Genomic DNA, 19,776 nt, shown 5'->3' with positions numbered 1-19,776 from the left:
ACGTAATGAGTAAAGAAAAAATCGCAATTTTGGGTGGTGGAGTGTCAGCCATGACCGCCGCGGTCTATTTGACTGAGAAAGAAAACTGGCACGAACAATACGATATTACAGTATACCAGCTTGGCTGGCGGTTGGGAGGTAAAGGGGCAAGTGGACGTAACCCGGATGTGCACGAGCGTATCGAGGAGCATGGCTTACATGTTTGGTTTGGTGCGTATGTGAACTCATTTCGGGCTATTGAAACGGTTTACAACAATCTCAATAGGCCCAATTCAGTGCCGATTGCAACCTGGCAGCAGGCACTAAAACCACATAGTTTTGTGGTGTTGCAGGAGTACATTGACAATGAGTGGGAAACCTGGCCGATTGATTTTCCATTGGTACCGGGTAATCCAGCAGATGGCACCTTGGATCTGCACTTTTGGCAGCTGATCCAGATGACCATTGCCTGGCTTCATAAATGGATTGATGGGCTCGAAGACGAGGTTGAGGCTGCGCACCGGGAAATCCGCTTACAAACTCGAAAGCGCCGTGACCGTGGTTTGCTGCAACACCTTGCGAGCGAGATCACTGCGGCATTCGACAGTTTGGAAGACAAAGTGTCTGATTTTTTTGACAGCGCTCAAGATGAGGCAAAAGAAATCTGGTCTACTCCCAGACTGCTGATCACCCAGCTACATGAGTTACTCAACTTGCGGGCAGCAGACAAGAACTTGTCAAACAGCCGAGACCGATTGGTGACCTGGTATATTGTCCGTAAGCTCAAACGCTGGCTCAGAGCTGAAGCTCGAGATTTGCTGGACGACCATCCAGTGATCAGGCGTTTATACATTTGCGCCGATCTGGCTATCGCGATGTTGATAGGTCTGCTTAGGGATCATGTCCACTCAGATGGCTTTGAAGCTATAAACAAGTATGACTTTAAAGCCTGGTTGAAGCGCAACGGCGCAGATGAAATGTATGTGGTTGAATCGGCTCCTGTGAGGGGGTTTTACGATCTGGTTTTTGGCTATGTCGATGGTGACTTTGACAAGGGGAATGTAGAAGCGGGCGTTGCTTCGTTGGCGATGTTACGTTTGATGCTATGCTACCGTGGTGGAGTGATGTGGAAAATGCAAGCGGGCATGGGCGACATCATCTTTTCACCTATCTATGAATTACTCAGTAAGCGTGGCGTGAAATTTGAGTATTTCCATCAAGTGGATGAACTGATCCCGGCATTGCAAGACGGTGAATATGTGGTTGATGAAATCACAATGACGCAGCAAGTTAAGCTGAAAAATGCTCACTATGACCCGTTTGTGGACGTAAAAGGGCTACCATGTTGGCCGGATCGGCCTAACTATGAGCAGATAGACGATGCGCAGGCTGCGTTGTTGCAACAGCACAATGTCAATCTGGAATCATTCTGGAGTAATTGGTCGTCACTTTATGAAGCTGAATTTGGTACTCCTTTACCCCGACTATCACTGAAGCGAGGGCAAGATTTCGATAAAGTGATCTTTGGCATCTCAGTGGGCGGACTGGAACATTTGTGTCCTCAACTGTTGGCATTAGATAGTGGGCTCAGGTTGCAAAGCAGTGAAGTTAAAACGGTGGCAACGCAAGCGTTTCAGGTTTGGCTAAATCAAACTGACGAGCAGCTCGGGTTTGACTACACACCGCCCAGTGAAGAGCGGCCTATACTCAGTGGCTTTTCACAACCATTTGATACCTGGGCTGCGATGTCTTTCTTGTTACCTCGCGAAGACTGGTCGGCCAACGGCCCAAAAAATATCGCGTATTTTTGTAGTGCATTTGGCTGTGAGGAATATCCGCCTAGCCATGATCATGCTTTCCCCGCTGAGCAAAAGGCCAAAGTTAAAGTCAATGCGATTAACAAACTGGCGACTGAAATGAAACCGCTGTGGCCCAATGCTTACAATGCTGCAGGGCAGTACAATTGGAACACACTCTATGATGATAGCATTGCGCAGGGTGAAGAACGATTTGACAGCCAGTACTGGCGTGTGAATGTTGACCCCAGTGAGCGCTATGTATTATCGGTTGTCGATAGCAGTCAGTACAGGTTACCAACGGACGGCACTGTGTTTAGAAACTTGTACCTGACAGGAGACTGGATCAGTACGGGCGTAAATGCCGGGTGTGTAGAAGCCGCGGTAATGGCTGGTATGCAAACTTCGCGTGCAATTTGCGGGTTGCCGGAAAACATCAGTGGGGAGGATGGATTTAAACCTGATTAAGTTGGCTCAGTTAACTGGTCAGGTAACTGGTCAGGTAACTGGTCAGGTAACAGCGTTAGCTAACTACTGATAGAATATACAAAAGGCCTCCAATTTTGTTGGAGGTCTTTACATTTAGACTATACTCAAACAAGCACAAGCGTGAAGCAGAAAAAGAGCACGGATATGTTTAAACTCTCAGCGATCTCAATATCATTAATTTCGGTTTTTCTCTCTCCCGTATGTGTTTTTGCAAACAGTGATAGTATGGAAGTCATCGAGGTATATGCGCAAAAACGTAAGCAAACACTAGAGGAAGTGAGTATCTCAATCGCCACACTCAATGGCGATAACATGACCCAGCAAGGCATTAAAGATATCAGCGAATTGGGTGGATATGTCGCCAATTTTAAGGTCAGCCAGAACGCAGCGGAAGGCACTCCACCTGCTTTGAATATTCGTGGTGTTGGGTTGATAGATTACAATACGGCCAATACGTCACCTATAGCTATGTATATAGACGGCAGACCTGTCGGTTCTGCAAACAATCAGATTGCGAACTTGTTTGATGTTGAACAAATTGAAGTGTTAAAAGGACCACAGGGCACCCTGTTTGGCCGTAACAGTACCGGTGGTGCATTACTTGTCAGGACCAAGCGGCCAGATGACGGGAATTATGGTTTTATTAAAGCAGGTGTGGGCACTGACGAGTGGCGTCGGGTTCAGGGGGCCTATAATGCACGGGTGAATGACCAAAGCGCGCTGCGATTTTCCTTTAACCATACTGACTATGAATATACGAGCTACAACTTGTTTGAGCCTTCTCCAGAAGCGGGTCTAAAACAGCAAGACCTCCGTCTCAGTTACTTGGCTGAGTGGGATGCATTTTCACTGTATGCAAAGCTCGAATATGGTCACTGGGATGGCATTGTCCAACCAGTTGGTAGTATAGGTATTTACAAAGATCCTGCAAATGGAGTTCGTTGTACCCCGAGTGAAGCGGGAGGCGCTGGGTGCTACGATGCGTTTGGTTTTAATGATGGCAGTTCTGATTATTGGGCTGTTAGTGTAAATAATAATTCACCACACTTGTCAATTTATAAAGGCTGGACAGTCCAGGGAGACTGGCAGTTATCTGACAGTCAGCAATTGACCTACATAAATGGCTTTAATCGTCTGGACAGGCGCCATGCCTTCAACTGTGATGGTAGTCCAGCTAGATTATGTGAAGGGGAGCTCGGGCTTAAAAATGAAATCCTCTCCAATGAATTGAGATACAGTCAAACCATAGACAGAGACCACCTGACACTGGGCTTATTTCATATTGAAGAGCGTATATATCAGGACAACTTTAATGACATTTTACGTGACATGCGTGGTCTGTTAGACACAACCCTGACAAATACTTTTTTCTACGACAATGAAATTATTGTGAAGTCAGCAGCGGTTTTTGCTCAGTATGAGTGGCAACTAAACGACGCACATCGTATTACAGTGGGCCTTCGTTACAGCGATGAGACTGTCGATTATGACTCTGTTTCCCGGCTAAATACTATATTAGATGTGGCACAGCTTGATGGTGTGACCATTCCTTACTATCGGGTAAATGGAAAAGTGGAGGATGATGGACTGTCTGGTCGTCTGGCCTGGAATTATCAGCTTTCAGATCCACTAATGCTCTATTATAGCTTTGCCAATGGGACTAAAAGTGGCGGCTACAATGGCGGCTTACTCGCGACCGAAGAGCAGGCTCGCCTGGCAGACTATGGTCCGGAAGAGTTATATGCCCATGAAGTGGGGGTAAAGTACAACAATGCCGATAACCTGTCGCTCAACGGCGCGTTGTTCTTCTACGATTATAGTGACCAACAGGTGTTTATGAATCAGGCATCCACTGTGCCTGGTGCTCCGCCATTGCAGCTGCTTGAGAATGTGGGTAGTTCTACAATATATGGCGCAGAGTTAGCAGTACAATATAAAATGAGTGAGTCTCTTAAGTTCAGAAGTGCCGCGGGTTATGTGCCCGAAGCGAACTTTGATCAATTCACCGACCCAGTTGGCAATGTATTAACAGACAACCGTTTGCCCTTCACTCCAGAGTGGAACATTAATGCGGATCTCACACACTCTTTACCACTTTGGCAAGGAGAGTTAGTGTCAATAGTTGGGTTTGACTATCAATCAGAATATTACTTCGACCAAAATCAAAATGCCTATGCAATGCAATCTGGATATATTTTATGGCGAGGGAGTGTGCACTTTGAACAGGGTGACTGGCGAGTAGGTATTTGGGGAAAGAACCTATTTGATAAAGAATACAGCCATTTAAAATTCGATCTTAGTGCATTTCTGGGTATGCTGGAAGACTTTAAAGGAGAGGGGAGACGTCTTGGGGTTGATTTTTCGTATCGGTTTTAGCCGGGCTTTTGATCTGAGTTATCAAAGTTAAGGTCCGAAATGGGTAGTTTTAGACTATTAACTACAATGTTACTGTGCTTTTGCACTTTTTTTGTCAGCGCAAACGTATATGTGTTCGACGGAACACAACGCGGGCATAATCTGCATGACAAGGGCTTAGTGTTATCAGCCGAAAATAACGCACGGTTCCCGGATAGTTTTGCTCAGGTAGAACAGTGGGCAAGTATGCAAGCGGAACAAACGCAACGTGCGTTGTTTTCTGGCAGGTACTGGTTAGTAACAGAAATTGAAAATCACTCCAGGTATCAGGACCTGGTGCTTTACCCCTATAACACGGTGTTATCCAACGTAGAGACGCGAATCTACTCTGAAACGGAGGTTGAGCGGTTCTTTACGGGCGGTATGCATGCCAACGAATACCCATTTCACTATGGCAACAAAATCCATCTGTTACCAAATCAGAGGTATTACATAGTCACTTTATTTGAAAGTGACTATTTTTATACGCCAATTAAGCTGGAACTTATACCTGTAAAGGAATTTGAGCGCCAGGTTACCATGGACAACCTTTTGATGTCCTTGTGCTTTAGTGTCGGTATTGTACTTGGTTTGTACAATTTGCTGATATACATTGGCTCAAAAGACATGACGCATCTTTATTATGCGATGTTTGCGGCAACCTGGGTATTTGCCTGGAGTCACTTCTTTCACATCTCAGATCAGCTCTTTGGGTTTTATTCAGCTCACTTGCATTGGCTAGGTTTTGCCCTGACGCCGATTACTAATGTTTTATTTTATAATCAACTGCTTAAGCTTAAGGAAACACACCCCTCCTTATCGACGGCATCGCTTTGGGTTGGCGCGATCGGTGCGATTGGCGCACCATTTTGTATTCTGTTTCCTGGGTTTGGCTTTTTGTGGGCAACGCTGGCCACGGGGTCAGCTTTGTGTATGGGGCTTTACGTTGGCATATTGCGGCTAATGGAAGGCTTTAAACCAGCGCGCTATTTTGTGCTGGCTTATGTGTGTATGGCGATTCCAAATATGGTTGGGAACTTCACCAACCTCGGCTTACTCCCCCCAATTGCGATCAACTTATATTTAATCGGGTTGATAGGCACCGCCCTGGATGCCTTATTATTGGCGTTTGCGGTTGCAGATAAATACCGCCTGACGAATGAAGAAAACATAGAGCTGAATAAAAATCTTGAAGCAAAAGTCCTTAAGCGAACTTATGAACTGGAGCAGCTAGCGACGGAGCTGCGTGACGCCAGTGAAGCAAAAAGCCGTTTTCTGGCCAACATGAGTCATGAAATTCGTACTCCGATGACGTCTATCATAGGGTACGCAGACGGTATCATGTTAGGTGATATCAAACCTCATGAGCGTAACCATGCGATTTCGGTGATCTTGCAAAACTCACGCCATGTTCTGGGGCTGATTAATGATATTCTAGATATGTCTAAAATAGAGGCTAATCGATTGGAAGTTGAACTCATTGAGGCGAACTTATTCCAATCCATTACTCATGTTGAATCACTACTGGGTAAACAGATCAGAGACAAAGGTCTGGAATTTGAGTTAAATTATCATTTTCCATTGCCTGATTATATTGTAGTTGACCCCACTCGGCTGCGACAAATATTGCTAAACTTGACTTCCAATGCACTTAAGTTTACCTCGGTAGGCAAAATTTCTATCGATGTGAGTTGCACTCAGGACACCTTGTCTGTTCGGGTTCAGGACACTGGGATTGGAATGACTTCTGCGGAGCAAAAAGAACTGTTTAACGCCTTCCATCAGGCTGATTCATCAACGACCAGAAAATATGGTGGTACCGGTCTTGGACTAAATATATCGAAGAGTCTGGCGCAGAAACTAGATGGTGATATCACCGTTGAGAGCGAAGTCGGCTCAGGGACTGCTTTTACATTGTCTGTGGGCTTGTATACCACGCAGCGCACCAAATGGCTAAATACTTTCTCAGAAATTCACCAATCTGAGGAACCAGGCACAGAGTCAGAAAGTTATGAAACCGAGTCGTTAAAAGGCGAAGTGTTATTGGCCGAAGACCATGTTGACAACTGCCGTCTGATCACGCGTATTCTGGAGAGAATGGGGTTGAGTGTTACGGCCGTTGAAAATGGTCAGCTTGCTGTGCAAGCTGTACTGGATGACGAGTTTGACTTGATCCTGATGGATATCCAGATGCCGGTGATGGACGGTGAACAGGCATTTAATTTTATTCAGGCAACGGGTTGCACGGCGCCTGTGATAGCGTTAACGGCAAATACCATGAGCCATGAGGTAGAACGTTATCTCAAGCTTGGCTTTACCGATCACCTCGCCAAACCTATCGACAGAGCTGAATTTGCAAAGAAAGTCAGTCACTACCTGAACATCACGGTTGAAGAGGACCTCGCTTTACCTGACGAAGAGTTTTCTTTACTGAAATCCCAGTACATAGCAGGACTGCATGAACAGCTTGTACAGTTACAAAACCAGCTGAAATATCACGACTTTGATGGGCTGGCGCGGTCTATTCATGCGCTCAAAGGTACATCTGCTATGTTTGATTGCCATGACATCTATCAGACAGTTACGAAAATTGATGGGCTACTTAAAGAAAAAGACTATGACAAAGTTGAAGAACCAATGGCAGATTTATTTGAACTGATACATATTGCAATACAGCAATCGGAGTGCAATCAGGCGATCTGATTGCAGATGAGTAAGCGGTATAAGGTAAATAACACATAGCTTTAATTGTAATAAGTTGTTCAATTTATGTTCTTTGACTTTTACAGTTTTTTGTTTTGTAAAACTCAACAAACTGTAATGTAATCACTACGCTAGTCTATTTTCCGAAATCTAAATAAGAATACATACTTTTGCCAACTTTGTGCAAAAGCAGAAACATCAAAGCTTTAGCGCAAAAGGTTCAAACATAATTTCACACTTCGGGGTGGTTGTTTTTTGAGCTGTTGGTATTTTTGGCTTACCTTTAAAACGGGTTAGACAACAAGGTATGCAACTATGAAAACATATATTCCTTATATTTTACTGGCGTTACTGGCTGGGTGTTCATCGTCAGGCAACGATGAACCTGGTAGCACCAATGCTCAGGATCAACAACAAGCCGCTTCTGATGATTCATCCGATGGTAGTTCGGGGGACAGTAATAACGGTTCTGAAGGAGATAGCTCGGGTGATGCAGGGTCTGGCGACAACGGCTCGGATGATGGTGCTGATCAGAACGAACCGGATGATTCGCGTGGCGCCTATTTCCCCAGAGAGGTAATGGCATCATCTCCTTTCAGTGACAGCAGCAACGAGGTGGAACGTGGTTTTGGCGCCCGGCCTGCGGTAGAGTACGGGCCGTCAGTTCCCACCTATTTATGGTCGACACAGCGGATTGGTCGCATACTCAATGGCACTGTGCCTTTACTGGATGTGTTTCGAGTTCAGTCGTTCTATCGCAACAGCACGAATGCCAGTTGTTTTGGGCCTCAGGTGGCCTATACAGGACATCCGGATGCGACCGACCCGGCTTCAGCTTCCGGTACTTTACCGGGCGGCGATTTAGGACTGTGGTTGGAAAGTGACAGTGATGGCAATGCCTGTGCAGTGGCTCAGACCAACGCGTTGTTGAGTGGTCTGAGGGATCAATCGCGAATGAGCCTGATGACCTTAGCCAGCATGGTTTCTGCGGCGCTTGATTCTGGTATGAGCCTGCCTGCAGATGGCAGCAGTATTGATGTAACCGGTGAAATGAATGCCAAAGGCGTTTCTGGTGTGACGTTCAGCACTGCCGCTATCACCCGTGCTGGTAGTGAATGGCAATATACCATTTCGCTCACTTATACAGTCAGTGGTTCCGACTACGATATTTCACTCTCTATGGCTCATACTCCCGGCGCCGATCTGATGAATTATTCAGGTCACCTGACTTATCTGGTTGAAGGCGAGCAGGGCGTGAGTGGCATTGAATTTCCCGGCGGAAATTGTTCTCAGAACGAGCGCACTCGAGCAGGATCATTGGCTTACGAGCGGGCTGGAGACAACATGTCCTTACAAGCCAGAGTGGTCACCCTATGTGGTCACGGTAACAGTGGTATGTTCAATACTGATAAACAGGTTGATGTGAACAACAAGTATCACAACGTCGATAACCCCGATGGTTGGAGCGAGAACTTTTCGATATTTGGTGCGAACTTTGACCTGACCACATTGGCCGGGCAATATGCCTATGTTTGGCAGGCCGGAGTTAACGACAGCAACAGTCGAATTTTTAATATCGGGTTTAACTCCCCCAGTCTGGATAATGGCGAAGCGCACTTTGGCTACGGGTCGCAAATAGAGGACACCGACGGGCTGATCCAAGGCTTTATCTGTAACTGGGCTGGCCCGGGAAACGATCACAGCATGCAGGCATTCACGCAACGCCAATTCTTCCAGTACGACACTGCTACGGCGACCTATGACGGCAGCGGCAGCAAAGCGAATATTGAATATGCACCAACGGCTTCGTGCAGCTATGACGGCACAGGCAGCTTTGTGTTTGATATTGATGCCAGTGGGGTATTAGGTGATATCGCTCAGGAAGATGCGGCGCTGGTGTTTAATCAGGACTTGTGGGCACCAACCGACCCAAGCAAGACAGTAGCTGAATCTATAACCGACCGAGGCTTGTCCGTGCCTACGGTCCCTTATACCTGGCCTGTTGATGAATAAACTCAATCTAACTGGGCCCTCGGCAGAGGGCCTGTAACTTTTTCGGTTAACCGAAAGTTTGCGGCAGATCAAATTCTTTCCTGGCATCGACCAATGTCTAGTGTTGTCTTTATTTCAGTAATTCTATGTTTAACAGGGTATCGGTCGTTAACCGGGTTTTAACCAGTTGGCAGAGGTTCATACCTGCCAAGCCCGGCCCAACAGGAAATCATTATGACAACAACTGCATATCAGGCCTATCAACGGGCATACGAACAATTTGAGCAAAACCCAGAAGCATTCTGGCTCGATCAGGCAGGTCGGCTCAACTGGCATACCTCACCTAAGATCGGAGTCAGCTACGACGAGGCATCACTGAGCCATTGGTTTGAAGATGGCAAACTTAACACCAGTTATCTTGCACTGGATAATCAGGTAAATGGGGGCAGGGGTGATCAAGTCGCACTGATTTATGATTCACCTGTGACAGGACAAAAACAGAATTACACCTATGCACAACTGCTGGACGAAGTCAGTACATTTGCCGGGTCGCTCAGTAAACTTGGTGTGATAGCCGGAGATAGGGTGGTGATCTACATGCCGATGATCCCGCAAGCTGTAATAGCCATGCTGGCATGTGCACGGATCGGGGCAATTCATTCTGTGGTGTTTGGTGGCTTTGCACCCAAAGAGCTTGCGGTACGCATTGATGATGCAAAACCTAAGCTGGTGCTGAGTGCATCCTGTGGTGTTGAAGTTGGCCGGGTGATTGAATACAAGCCCATGCTGGATGAAGCCTTGGCGCAGGCCGAACATCAAATAGAACATGCGATTGTCTGGCAACGTTCTGAATACCGAGCATTGATGTCTGCGCCGCGTGATCTTGACTGGAGTGAGCTGGTTGCAGGGGCCCCGCAGGCTGAAGCAGTGCCATTGAGTGCAACGCACCCTCTTTATATTTTATATACCTCAGGCACGACTGGCACGCCAAAAGGCGTCGTGCGCGAGCAGGGAGGACATGCAGTAGCGCTGCATTATAGTATGGAAACGGTATATGGTATGAAACCGGGTCAGGTATTTTGGGCTGCATCTGATATCGGCTGGGTTGTGGGCCACTCTTATATTGTATATGCCCCACTTCTGTTTGGGTGCACAACTTTGTTGTACGAGGGCAAGCCGGTCAGGACTCCGGATGCAGGTGCATTTTGGCGCGTGGTTGAGGAATATCAGGTGAATGCGCTGTTCAGCGCGCCGACTGCGTTTCGTGCCATTAAGAAAGAAGACCCGGAAGGTAAGTTGTTTGCGCACTATGATACCTGCTCATTACAATCTTTGTTTCTTGCGGGTGAGCGCCTGGATCCCGCGACCTATGACTGGCTACAATCTGTCACGCGCCTGCCGGTGATTGACCACTGGTGGCAAACCGAAACGGGCTGGCCCATTGCCGCAAATCCAATGGGGTTATCACCTTTGCCGACTAAAGCGGGCAGTGCGTCGGTGCCAACACCGGGTTATCAACTGAATGTGCTGGATGCGAGCGGCGAGCCTTGTGCGCCTAATGAGCATGGGTTAATTGCAATTAAGACTCCTTTACCGCCTGGCTGCCTCAGTAACATCTGGCAAAATAGCAGTCGTTTTAAACAAGGCTATTTGTCTGAATTTCCGGGTTATTATTTGTCAGGTGACGGGGGGTACCTGGATGAAGAAGGGTATCTGTTTATTATGGGACGCACGGATGATGTGATAAACGTGGCTGGTCATCGTTTGTCGACCGGAGAGATGGAAGAGGTCGTTGCTGCGCACGACGCTGTAGCCGAATGTGCCGTATTTGCGGCTAAAGATGAGCTAAAAGGCCAGGTGCCTGTGGCTATGGTGGTGCTTAAAGATGGCGTGGAACTTACCCAGGAACAGTTACGCAAAGCACTCGTTCAGTCTGTTCGGGGCAAAATAGGGGCAATTGCTTGCCTGAAGCAAATTCTGGTTGTAGAGCGGTTACCAAAAACACGTTCCGGAAAGATATTACGCAAAAACTTACGCCAGCTGGTGGATGGTGAAGCGATGACAGTGCCGTCGACTATTGACGATCCTGCCACGCTTGAGGAAATCAGTGTGCTGTGGCGTGCCACACAGCCATAACGATACAAAGCGCTAGATACATTTGGCCGGTTTTGGCAAACCGGCTATTTTAGTCGCCTGCTTTGCTGGACCTTTCGGAAATAGCTTATACAGGTAGATACTTTTACCTTTGTCTTCACCCAGCTTTTGACCAATGGCCTTAACCAACATACGAATGGCCGGGCTGGTATTGTACTCTTCATAAAAGTCGCGGACGAAGTTGACGACCTCCCAATGTGCGTCTGTGAGCGTAATATTCTCTTGCTCCGCCAACAATGGCGCCAGTTCTTTATGCCAGTCCTGATGATTTAGCAGGTAGCCTTCTTTATCTGTTTCGATCTGTTTGTCTTGAAAAACGAGCATAGTTACCACGTAATAGTTTTATTGCATTGCTCAACCAGCGTGATCCACTGCTGGTCGCTGAGCGGTTCGATATGATTCTGCGCACTGATACCGCGTGCCTGTGCACAAACATTTAGCATGCAAGTACGATTAGTACTCAGTGCGCGCCATGCTGCCTGATCATAGCAGGCGTCTCTTGTGAGCAGTATCACATCCTGCTTAGCGAGCAAGCCTGCACTGAATACGTCATGGTAGTAACTCAGCGGCTTAGAAAAAATATGTAATGTGGGGAGGCTCATAAACTGACCACCTTACTTTGTTGTGACAGCAAAGTTTGCTGTTCGTCGACAGACAGAAGCTGAGCGTCGATATTCAGGTCGTCAGGGGTAAGCGCAAAGCGCTTCATGGCTTCGGCGCACACATAGACTTGCTCAACATCATAAATCTCCAGCGTTTTAAGCTGTTTAAAGTAGTTTTTTATTCCCAGTGCGGATGCATCATTGCCTTGTTTTAGGGCTAATATGGCCGGCCCCTTGAAAAGCCAGGAGATATTCTGATCCAGCGCAGCAAAAATGAGTGCCATGTCTAGCCCTTCGCGGATATGTGCACCATCGAAAGGAGCGGTGTGGTTGATCACCAGAATGTTTTCACTCATTTAAATTGCACCCACTTATCTGCTTTGGTTGCCAACATGGCAAATTCCGCCAACCCTGCAACCTCAAAAGGAGCACACTGTGTGGTATCCAGTCCGTGCTTTTCTGCCGCTGTAACACATAGCTTGAGCGCAATACCCGCGTCATGCAGGGATTGCCATACCTGAGCTGGCTGAAGTTCATCGCTGGCCAGGCTGAAATGCTGACTGGCAAACAAAACGGCTTGCTGATAAAGAAAGATACATTCAATCTGGTGATCTTGTGCTTGTAAAGCATTAGCGAATCGCAGCAGATGCTGCAATGCGTCGTGGTCACTGACATCGCTGTGCAGGGAAAGTACGTACTGGCTCAAAAGTTACTCATAAAAAAAGCCCCGAATGGGGCTTATTTTAGCAAACTGAGCAGATTAGTCATCACTTGAGCCAAGTAGCGCAAGGATAGACGTGAACAGATTGTAGATGCTCAGGTACAGGCTTACTGTTGCCAGAATGTAGTTTGTTTCACCACCGTTTACGATGCGGCTGGTGTCATACAGGATAAAACCAGACATCAGTAATACAACAGCGGCATTAATCGCGATAAAGGCAACTGAACTGCCGATAAACAGGTTAACCAGGCTAGAAACAATCACGACCAGCATACCGACAACCAGGAAGCCACCCATGAAGGAGAAGTCTTTCTTGGTTGTTAGTGCGTAAGCAGATAAACCAAAGAACACTAACGCTGTTGAACCCAGCGCTTGTGCAATCAGCAAGCTACCGTTTGGCATTGCGGCGTAGTGGTTAAGCAATGGACCTAAGCCAAAGCCAAGAAGACCCGTGAACAGGAAAACCAAGCCAATCGCTGAGCTAGAGTTCGCTTTTTTCTGGATCACGAACAAAAGACCAAAAGCAACCAGTGAACAGACAAGACCGGTAAAGCGCGGTAGTGCCATAGTCATAGAGATGGCAGCAGTAATCGCACTAAATGCCAGTGTCATTGCCAGTAGGAAGTAGGTGTTTTTAAGCACCTTGTTAGTTTCGACCGTCGACATAGCCACTTTTTGGCCAGTGTACGAGTGATTGAACGCCATTATCAGCTCCTTATTAGAAACACAATGTTCCGAAAATTATTCTAGGCCAAGATTACCAAGAGTTAAATCGCTCGGCAAACCTTTCTGGATCAGTAGACCCTAAAACTGTGTTAAAAGTTCTCTAACTCCCGATTATTGACCATAAAACCTCTTAATGTGTCCGATGTTTGTACAAATAAAGTGAAATTTAACCAATTAAACAAAAAAGCGAAAAAAAAGCTTCACAAGGGCGTCAGGATTCACTAATATTCGCCCCGCTGCGGAGAGATGGCTGAGCGGTTGAAAGCACCGGTCTTGAAAACCGGCATACGTTAATAGCGTATCTAGGGTTCAAATCCCTATCTCTCCGCCACTAATTTTACGAAAATTTGCCAAGTGAGGTTCACTGGCGGATTTATACAATCTGTTTTGGAGAGATGGCTGAGTGGTTGAAAGCACCGGTCTTGAAAACCGGCATACGTTAATAGCGTATCTAGGGTTCAAATCCCTATCTCTCCGCCATATTAAGGCCGCAAGTCTCAGACTTGCGGCCTTTTTATTTACTTCATTTTGCGATAGTTTCTAACCCGATAGTCTCAGTGCGCGTTTTACGTAACGTTTAGCCCGGTGAGCGCAGGCATTAATTGCATCGGATGCTTTATCTGCCACTTCATTCACTTCAACCTGCTGATAGCCCCTCAGCCCGACTCGAATCGTACAGTGAACTTGTTGAATGTCGTCTAACTGGTTTTCATCCGTCAAAAGATAAACTTCGACTTTGTCAATTTGCCCTGCATAGCGGCCAAGCATAAGCCTGATTTGTGCATCTATATGATTGTTTTCGGCTTCTGTCGCGTCACTATGGGATGAAAACACATCTACCCACATAATTTACTCTCATTGATTGATTTAAAGTTCGTTTATCTGCTTAAACGTCGCCTGTAATGTGATCGTGCTACCTTATCAAGCGTATCAATCGAAAAGAATTAAGTGAAATCGTTTGTTCTATATACTACAGTTCGGATTATTCGAAGTGTTGTTTATTGTGAGGAAGCACTATGCAGGATGTCATTAACTACAAACACTTAAAGTACTTCTGGGCTGTTGCGCATGAAGGCAGTATTGCCAAGGCCAGTGCTAAACTGAATATTACCCCGCAAACCATCAGCGGTCAGCTGTCGTTGCTCGAAGAACGAGTTGGTAACGAGCTTTTGCAAAAAGAGGGGCGGGGGCTGCGACTAACCGACACCGGCAGGGTCGTATTACGTTATGCTGATGAAATCTTCGAGTTGGGTAATGAGTTGAGTGATGTTTTAAAAGGCAACAGTGCTGTGGGCCCGGCAGAGTTTATTGTCGGCGCCTCCAGCGTACTGCCCAAAACCATAGTCCATAAGATTATTGAGCCTGCTATGCATATCGAACAGGATATTCGCCTAACCAGCCTGGAAGGGCCTGTAGACAGTATGCTTGCTGACTTGGCGGTTCATAAAGTTGACTTAGTGTTGAGTGATGTGCCTGTTACAGGGGCGTTCAGTGTTAAGGCGTATAACCATTTGCTGGGAGAAAGCAGTATTACCTTTTTAGCGGCCCCTGCACTTGCCAGGCAATACGCCAAGAATTTTCCTATGTCGCTTAATAATGCACCTTTATTACTGCCGACACAGCAACATGAGATCCGTAAAGAGTTTGATTTTTGGCTAAGCGATCAAAATATTCACCCCAATATTGTGGCGCAGTTTGACGACAGTGCGTTAATGAAATCGTTTGGTCAGTCTGGTTTGGGGCTGTTTTTTATGCCCAGCACCATTGCTCAAAATGTGTGTGATGCGTTCCATGTTCGCCCGGTGGGTGAGCTGCCAAACATAAAACAAAAGTTTTATGCGATTTCAGCAGAGCGAAAAATCCGGCACCCGGCTATCGCTGCGATATTCAATGCAGCCAAATCGTCTTTATTCATATAACTTACGTGATCAAAGTGGCAAAAGATCAAGCTTGTGCCAAAATTACAGTTCGTATTTTTCGACGCTTTAAATTTAATAATTCGAGTTTTACATAGCATTGCTGCACCCTAGTATGAAGTTAATACAACTAGCTCCCGAGGTGTTTTATGCAAGATCTGAAAGACTGGCACAGTCAACACTCAGAAGAAGTACTCAAGCAGTTCGAGGCCGACCCGGAGCGAGGGTTATCTTCGCAACAGGTCGACAGGCAGCAGGCAGAGTTTGGGCCAAATGCCATTACTAAACACGATGGAGACGGACCGATCAAACGGTTTGCCCTGCAATTCCATCAGCCATTGGTTTACATCTTGCTTTCGGCCGTGGTGGTGACGCTGGCACTTCAGGAGTGGGTCGACGCCATCGTCATTTTTGCGGTGGTGCTACTTAACGCCATCATTGGCTTTGTGCAAGAGTCCAAAGCAATCAATGCCATCAATGCCTTGTCTGGCAGTATCAAATCAACCGCAAACGTGATCCGTGACGGGGTAAAAACGACCATTGCTGCTCAACAGCTGGTGCCTGGCGACATTGTACTGCTGCAGGCCGGTGATAAAGTAACCGCGGATATGCGCCTGGTGAAGGTCAGAGATTTACAGGTGGATGAGTCGGCACTGACCGGAGAATCCGTGCCTGTTGAGAAAAACCTCGAGGTGCTTGCCAAAGAAGCGTTGCTGGGAGACCGCCAGAATATGGCGTTTTCATCGACGCTGGTGGTTTATGGTACCGGCGTTGGGGTAGTAACTGAAACTGGTGATAACACCGAAATAGGTAAAATCTCCGAGCTGATCGCGACGACGCCAACGCTGGACACACCGTTGACCAAACGCATCAAGCAATTTAGTCATGTCTTGTTATATGCGATTGTCGGTCTTGCAGCGATTACTTTGCTGATAGGGTATTTGCACGGACAACCACTGCTTGATTCCTTTATGGCGGCGGTTGCTTTGGCTGTGGGGGCTATTCCGGAAGGATTGCCTGCAGCAGTCACGATTATGCTGGCCATTGGCGTTTCCCGTATGGCTAAACGTAAAGCCGTTATTCGTAATCTACCCGCGGTTGAAACGCTGGGCAGTACTACCATTATCTGCTCCGACAAGACAGGTACTTTGACCAAAAACGAGATGACCGTAGAGCAGATCTACAGTGGCGGGCAGCTCTATGCAGTATCTGGCAATGGGTATGATCCCGCAGGTGAGATCCAAACTCACATGCCGCAGTCTGAGTTACAGTCAGCCACAGTTGAGGCCAATACCCAGCCTGGTCTTTATGCAACACTCAGAGCTGGTGCGCTGTGCAATGATGCGCAACTCTTGGCACCGGATACCGGAAATGCACAGTGGCGTATCAGTGGTGATCCGACCGAGGCAGCATTACTGGTGTCTGCACGTAAAGCCAATATGGCCTCAGAAAGCCTGAATGCCAAACGAGTTGATTGCATACCGTTTCAATCAGAATACCAGTATATGGCCACCCTGGATGACGTCGACGACACGCGTATAATCCATATGAAGGGATCTATCGAGAGTATTCTGCCTAAATGTCGGTTTATGCTTAATGAGCAGGGCGCCTCAATTCCTCTTGAACAGGGGGTGGTAGAGCAACAAGCCGAACGCTTGGCTGCTAAAGGCTTGCGCGTACTGGCTTTTGCCAGCAAAGCGACAAGTCTGGAGCAAACGAGCCTGAGTCATGACGATGTTGCTCAGGAGTTGGTATTTCTGGGGCTACAGGCAATGATAGATCCGCCTCGCCCTGAGGCCATTGAAGCTGTTGCTGCCTGTCACAGAGCCGGGATCCGGGTCAAGATGATCACCGGAGATCATGCGCTGACTGCCACCAGTATTGCCAAGCAGCTCGGGATTATTCAACCACAAAGCGCAGGAAAAACCGTTACGGGCTATCAGCTCGGTGACCTATCGGAGCATGAGTTCAGAGATATTGCCAGTAATAATGATGTGTTTGCACGGGTCAGCCCTGAAAATAAACTTCAACTGGTGAAATCGTTACAGGCTGAAGGCCATGTTGTGGCCATGACGGGGGATGGTGTGAATGATGCGCCCGCGCTCAGACGGGCCGACATTGGTGTTGCAATGGCACTCAATGGCACTGAAGTGGCCAGAGATGCGTCGGATATGATGCTGACCGATGATAACTTTGCCACTGTGCGGGCTGCTGTTGAGGAAGGTCGGGGTGTCTTTGACAATCTGAAGAAGTTTATTGTCTGGACCTTACCAACCAACGGTGGTGAAGGCCTGGTGATTTTGCTTGCGGTGTTACTTGGCGTGTCATTGCCTCTATTGCCGGTACATATTCTATGGGTCAACATGACCACTGCCATTTTACTCGGTTTGATGCTGGCGTTTGAGCCCAGAGAAAAGGGCATTATGGAACGTCCACCCTACGACCCAGATACACCTATCATTGACAGGATCTTAATGTGGCGAATTTTGTTGGTGTCCTCTTTATTGTGTATCACGGCCTTCGGCTTATACGAGCTTGAATTAATGTGGGGCGCGACTGAAGCGCAAGCCAGAACCGTCGCAGTCGCTATGTTCGTGGTCGGTGAAGCATTTTACCTGTTCAACTGTCGCTCGTTGGATCGGTCGGTATTTTCGGTTGGCTTGTTTTCAAACCGCTGGATCTGGATAGGCATCGCACTGATGATGGCATTACAGTTGCTGTTTACTTACCTGCCCTTGATGAACGACTGGTTCCAGAGTGCGCCTATCTCACTTGAGGCCTGGTTACGAGTTATCGCCTGTGGTTGGTTGATCTCCCTGATTGTCGGAGCTGAAAAGCACCTGCGCAGTCGCAACAAAGAACCACAGCCAACCTCAGATTCAAATACCAACAGAGTGAGTGAATCAGTATGAATAAAAAGACGCATTCTCACAATTCAGACAAACGGACCTTGGTTAACCGGGCTGTGATATTCAGCGCTTTATGGCTGCTGCTCACAAAAGGGGTTTGGTCCTCCTGGGCAATAGGTATCTTCGTTGTGCCTGTGTCGGTCTGGATGAGCATGCGTCTTTTTCATAACGCGGCAGCTGAGCCTGTTCATTCTGTAACAGGGCAACTGCATTATGGTCGTCTGTTGCGCCTGCTGCCGTATTTTTTGCTTAACTCGTTGAAAGGGGGGATACAAACAGCGCGGCTGGCTTTTGCTCACCGCATTGAAATGCGCCCTGGGACGGTTTCCTATCCGCTACGTTTGCCTTCGGGCCATACACAGCTGTGGTTTATTCACCTGATCAGCTTGTTACCAGGCACGTTGAGTGCCCAACTGAATGGTGATTCCTTGTTGGTACACATGCTGGAAGTAAATGAAAGCAATTATCGGGATGTGATTGACTGTGAACAAAAGATCGCCTATTTGTTTGATTTAGAAATAGATAAGCAAGTAGTGCCGGTTTTGAAGGAGCAACTATGAGTGAGTATTTAAACCTGGTTATTACAATTTTAACGCTGGTTCTCCTTGGCGGGCTGTGGCGGCTCTGGCTAGGCCCGTCAAAGCTCAATCGGATACTGTCTCTGCAATTGTTTGGCACTATAGGCGTTGCGATTTTGGCGCTGCTAGCAGTCGTGTATCAGCAAAGTGCTTTATTCAACGTAGCGCTGGTATTGGCCCTGCTGGCTCCGACCGCAACGGTCATTTTAGTCAAAATGGGAGACACTAAATCATGACGCTTTTTGACTGGTACAGTGTAGTTATGGTGACGCTCGGTGTGTTCTTTTTCATTGCTGGGGGCGTTGGTCTGTGGCGTTTTCCAGATGAGTTATCCCGGCTGCATGCGCTGACCAAGGCCGACAATCTGGGCTTAGGGTTTGTCGTACTGGGGGTGTTACCTCAGGTTGTAGAAGTGGCAGATGCAATTCAGCTGTTGTTGATCTGGGTCGCAGTGATGTTAGCTGGTGCAGTCTCTTGCTATTTACTAGCCAGTCACTCAGATTTGGAGAAAGAAGAACATCCGTCAGAATGCCAAGGTAGGCTGGGGGAGCAGGAGGAAGTACATGATAAGCGGTGAATTATTTATCGACCTGCTATTGGGTATTGGGGCCTTAGTAACCGCAATATTGTGTCTCACTGCTAAAGACCTGTTTCAGGCGATTTTGTTGTTTATCAGCATGGGCCTGCTAGTCACGCTTGCCTGGGTCAGGCTGGGTGCGTGGGATGTTGCCATCGCAGAGGCGGCGATTGGAGCGGGTTTGACTGGCGCATTGCTCATCGCCACACGTCGACAGCTCAACCAATAAAACTGCGTTAA

General features: G+C 47.4%; 17 protein-coding genes and 2 tRNA genes. 13 read left to right on the top strand and 6 right to left on the bottom strand.

What is annotated here, in order from left to right; translation table 11 throughout:
- Positions 1–5 precede the first annotated feature (5 nt).
- From CWB98_RS18365 to CWB98_RS18345, 5 genes are all read left to right on the top strand, one after another.
- Positions 6–2,243, top strand: coding sequence for an NAD(P)-binding protein (locus CWB98_RS18365; RefSeq protein ID WP_138546169.1), 2,238 nt, complete (start codon positions 6–8; stop codon positions 2,241–2,243).
- 165 nt (positions 2,244–2,408) lie between these two features.
- Positions 2,409–4,640 carry a TonB-dependent receptor gene (locus CWB98_RS18360; RefSeq protein ID WP_138546168.1) on the top strand — a complete coding sequence of 744 codons (2,232 nt, stop codon included), beginning with the start codon at positions 2,409–2,411 and terminating at the stop codon, positions 4,638–4,640.
- A gap of 39 nt (positions 4,641–4,679) precedes the next feature.
- Positions 4,680–7,361: an ATP-binding protein gene (locus tag CWB98_RS18355; RefSeq protein WP_249364718.1), complete on the top strand. Its 2,682-nt coding sequence runs from the start codon at positions 4,680–4,682 to the stop codon at positions 7,359–7,361.
- A 315-nt stretch (positions 7,362–7,676) separates the two neighbouring features.
- Positions 7,677–9,374, top strand: a complete 1,698-nt coding sequence (locus CWB98_RS18350; RefSeq protein WP_138546167.1) for a hypothetical protein — start codon at positions 7,677–7,679, stop codon at positions 9,372–9,374.
- A 213-nt stretch (positions 9,375–9,587) separates the two neighbouring features.
- Positions 9,588–11,489 (top strand): propionyl-CoA synthetase, encoded by a 1,902-nt coding sequence (locus CWB98_RS18345; RefSeq protein WP_138546166.1) that lies wholly within the window; start codon positions 9,588–9,590, stop codon positions 11,487–11,489.
- A gap of 12 nt (positions 11,490–11,501) precedes the next feature.
- Here the strand turns inward: CWB98_RS18345 and CWB98_RS18340 are convergent, their stop codons facing one another.
- Genes CWB98_RS18340 through CWB98_RS18320 form a run of 5 tightly spaced genes read right to left on the bottom strand, consistent with a single transcriptional unit; the run spans position 11,502 to position 13,535 of the window.
- Positions 11,502–11,831, bottom strand: coding sequence for a TusE/DsrC/DsvC family sulfur relay protein (locus tag CWB98_RS18340; protein ID WP_010386021.1), 330 nt, complete (start codon positions 11,829–11,831; stop codon positions 11,502–11,504).
- A gap of 2 nt (positions 11,832–11,833) precedes the next feature.
- Positions 11,834–12,109 carry a hypothetical protein gene (locus tag CWB98_RS18335; RefSeq protein ID WP_138546165.1) on the bottom strand — a complete coding sequence of 92 codons (276 nt, stop codon included), beginning with the start codon at positions 12,107–12,109 and terminating at the stop codon, positions 11,834–11,836.
- Positions 12,106–12,465 carry a sulfurtransferase complex subunit TusC gene (gene tusC, locus CWB98_RS18330; RefSeq protein ID WP_138546164.1) on the bottom strand — a complete coding sequence of 120 codons (360 nt, stop codon included), beginning with the start codon at positions 12,463–12,465 and terminating at the stop codon, positions 12,106–12,108. The genes CWB98_RS18335 and tusC overlap by 4 nt, the downstream gene beginning before the upstream one ends.
- The gene (gene tusD, locus CWB98_RS18325) at positions 12,462–12,815 is read right to left on the bottom strand and encodes a sulfurtransferase complex subunit TusD (protein ID WP_138546163.1); all 354 of its coding nucleotides are present in this window, start codon (positions 12,813–12,815) and stop codon (positions 12,462–12,464) included. Before tusD ends, tusC begins: the two co-directional genes overlap by 4 nt.
- 54 nt (positions 12,816–12,869) lie before the next feature.
- The gene (locus tag CWB98_RS18320; RefSeq protein WP_138546162.1) at positions 12,870–13,535 is read right to left on the bottom strand and encodes a Bax inhibitor-1/YccA family protein; all 666 of its coding nucleotides are present in this window, start codon (positions 13,533–13,535) and stop codon (positions 12,870–12,872) included.
- Positions 13,536–13,796: 261 nt separating this feature from the next.
- On the opposite strand from CWB98_RS18320, the gene CWB98_RS18315 reads away from it, so the two are divergent.
- Positions 13,797–13,887: transfer RNA gene (locus CWB98_RS18315), tRNA-Ser, on the top strand.
- 58 nt (positions 13,888–13,945) lie between these two features.
- Positions 13,946–14,036 (top strand) — tRNA-Ser (locus tag CWB98_RS18310).
- Between the two features lie 60 nt (positions 14,037–14,096).
- Here CWB98_RS18310 and CWB98_RS18305 read toward each other — a convergent pair.
- Positions 14,097–14,402: an HPF/RaiA family ribosome-associated protein gene (locus CWB98_RS18305; RefSeq protein WP_138546161.1), complete on the bottom strand. Its 306-nt coding sequence runs from the start codon at positions 14,400–14,402 to the stop codon at positions 14,097–14,099.
- A gap of 170 nt (positions 14,403–14,572) precedes the next feature.
- Between CWB98_RS18305 and nhaR the strand changes: the two genes are divergently transcribed.
- The 6 genes from nhaR to CWB98_RS18275 all read left to right on the top strand — a co-directional run bounded on the left by nhaR (position 14,573) and on the right by CWB98_RS18275 (position 19,765).
- Positions 14,573–15,475 (top strand): transcriptional activator NhaR, encoded by a 903-nt coding sequence (gene nhaR / locus CWB98_RS18300; protein WP_138546160.1) that lies wholly within the window; start codon positions 14,573–14,575, stop codon positions 15,473–15,475.
- Positions 15,476–15,621: 146 nt separating this feature from the next.
- On the top strand, positions 15,622–18,384 hold the full coding sequence (locus CWB98_RS18295; protein WP_138546159.1) for a cation-transporting P-type ATPase: 2,763 nt from the start codon (positions 15,622–15,624) through the stop codon (positions 18,382–18,384).
- On the top strand, positions 18,381–18,941 hold the full coding sequence (locus CWB98_RS18290; protein WP_138546158.1) for a Na+/H+ antiporter subunit E: 561 nt from the start codon (positions 18,381–18,383) through the stop codon (positions 18,939–18,941). Before CWB98_RS18295 ends, CWB98_RS18290 begins: the two co-directional genes overlap by 4 nt.
- Positions 18,938–19,195 carry a monovalent cation/H+ antiporter complex subunit F gene (locus tag CWB98_RS18285; RefSeq protein WP_138546157.1) on the top strand — a complete coding sequence of 86 codons (258 nt, stop codon included), beginning with the start codon at positions 18,938–18,940 and terminating at the stop codon, positions 19,193–19,195. Before CWB98_RS18290 ends, CWB98_RS18285 begins: the two co-directional genes overlap by 4 nt.
- On the top strand, positions 19,192–19,536 hold the full coding sequence (locus CWB98_RS18280) for a monovalent cation/H(+) antiporter subunit G (RefSeq protein ID WP_138546156.1): 345 nt from the start codon (positions 19,192–19,194) through the stop codon (positions 19,534–19,536). Before CWB98_RS18285 ends, CWB98_RS18280 begins: the two co-directional genes overlap by 4 nt.
- Complete coding sequence (locus CWB98_RS18275; RefSeq protein WP_138546155.1) at positions 19,523–19,765, top strand: DUF4040 domain-containing protein; 243 nt, start codon at positions 19,523–19,525, stop codon at positions 19,763–19,765. The genes CWB98_RS18280 and CWB98_RS18275 overlap by 14 nt, the downstream gene beginning before the upstream one ends.
- Positions 19,766–19,776 lie beyond the last annotated feature (11 nt).

The sequence above is a fragment of the Pseudoalteromonas rubra genome, from assembly GCF_005887115.1.
Classification (GTDB): Bacteria; Pseudomonadota; Gammaproteobacteria; order Enterobacterales; family Alteromonadaceae; genus Pseudoalteromonas; species Pseudoalteromonas rubra_F.
This window is presented reverse-complemented; position numbering and strand designations above follow the sequence as displayed.

Excerpts from the sequence above, each read along its gene's own strand:
- nhaR (WP_138546160.1), top strand. The coding sequence starts at position 14,573 with ATGCAGGATGTCATTAACTACAAACACTTAAAGTACTTCTGGGCTGTT.
- CWB98_RS18340 (WP_010386021.1), bottom strand. The coding sequence starts at position 11,831 with ATGCTCGTTTTTCAAGACAAACAGATCGAAACAGATAAAGAAGGCTAC.
- CWB98_RS18275 (WP_138546155.1), top strand. The coding sequence starts at position 19,523 with ATGATAAGCGGTGAATTATTTATCGACCTGCTATTGGGTATTGGGGCC.
- CWB98_RS18345 (WP_138546166.1), top strand. The coding sequence starts at position 9,588 with ATGACAACAACTGCATATCAGGCCTATCAACGGGCATACGAACAATTT.
- CWB98_RS18320 (WP_138546162.1), bottom strand. The coding sequence starts at position 13,535 with ATGGCGTTCAATCACTCGTACACTGGCCAAAAAGTGGCTATGTCGACG.
- CWB98_RS18335 (WP_138546165.1), bottom strand. The coding sequence starts at position 12,109 with ATGAGCCTCCCCACATTACATATTTTTTCTAAGCCGCTGAGTTACTAC.
- CWB98_RS18295 (WP_138546159.1), top strand. The coding sequence starts at position 15,622 with ATGCAAGATCTGAAAGACTGGCACAGTCAACACTCAGAAGAAGTACTC.
- CWB98_RS18350 (WP_138546167.1), top strand. The coding sequence starts at position 7,677 with ATGAAAACATATATTCCTTATATTTTACTGGCGTTACTGGCTGGGTGT.
- CWB98_RS18365 (WP_138546169.1), top strand. The coding sequence starts at position 6 with ATGAGTAAAGAAAAAATCGCAATTTTGGGTGGTGGAGTGTCAGCCATG.
- CWB98_RS18355 (WP_249364718.1), top strand. The coding sequence starts at position 4,680 with ATGGGTAGTTTTAGACTATTAACTACAATGTTACTGTGCTTTTGCACT.
- tusC (WP_138546164.1), bottom strand. The coding sequence starts at position 12,465 with ATGAGTGAAAACATTCTGGTGATCAACCACACCGCTCCTTTCGATGGT.
- CWB98_RS18285 (WP_138546157.1), top strand. The coding sequence starts at position 18,938 with ATGAGTGAGTATTTAAACCTGGTTATTACAATTTTAACGCTGGTTCTC.
- CWB98_RS18305 (WP_138546161.1), bottom strand. The coding sequence starts at position 14,402 with ATGTGGGTAGATGTGTTTTCATCCCATAGTGACGCGACAGAAGCCGAA.
- CWB98_RS18360 (WP_138546168.1), top strand. The coding sequence starts at position 2,409 with ATGTTTAAACTCTCAGCGATCTCAATATCATTAATTTCGGTTTTTCTC.
- CWB98_RS18290 (WP_138546158.1), top strand. The coding sequence starts at position 18,381 with ATGAATAAAAAGACGCATTCTCACAATTCAGACAAACGGACCTTGGTT.
- CWB98_RS18280 (WP_138546156.1), top strand. The coding sequence starts at position 19,192 with ATGACGCTTTTTGACTGGTACAGTGTAGTTATGGTGACGCTCGGTGTG.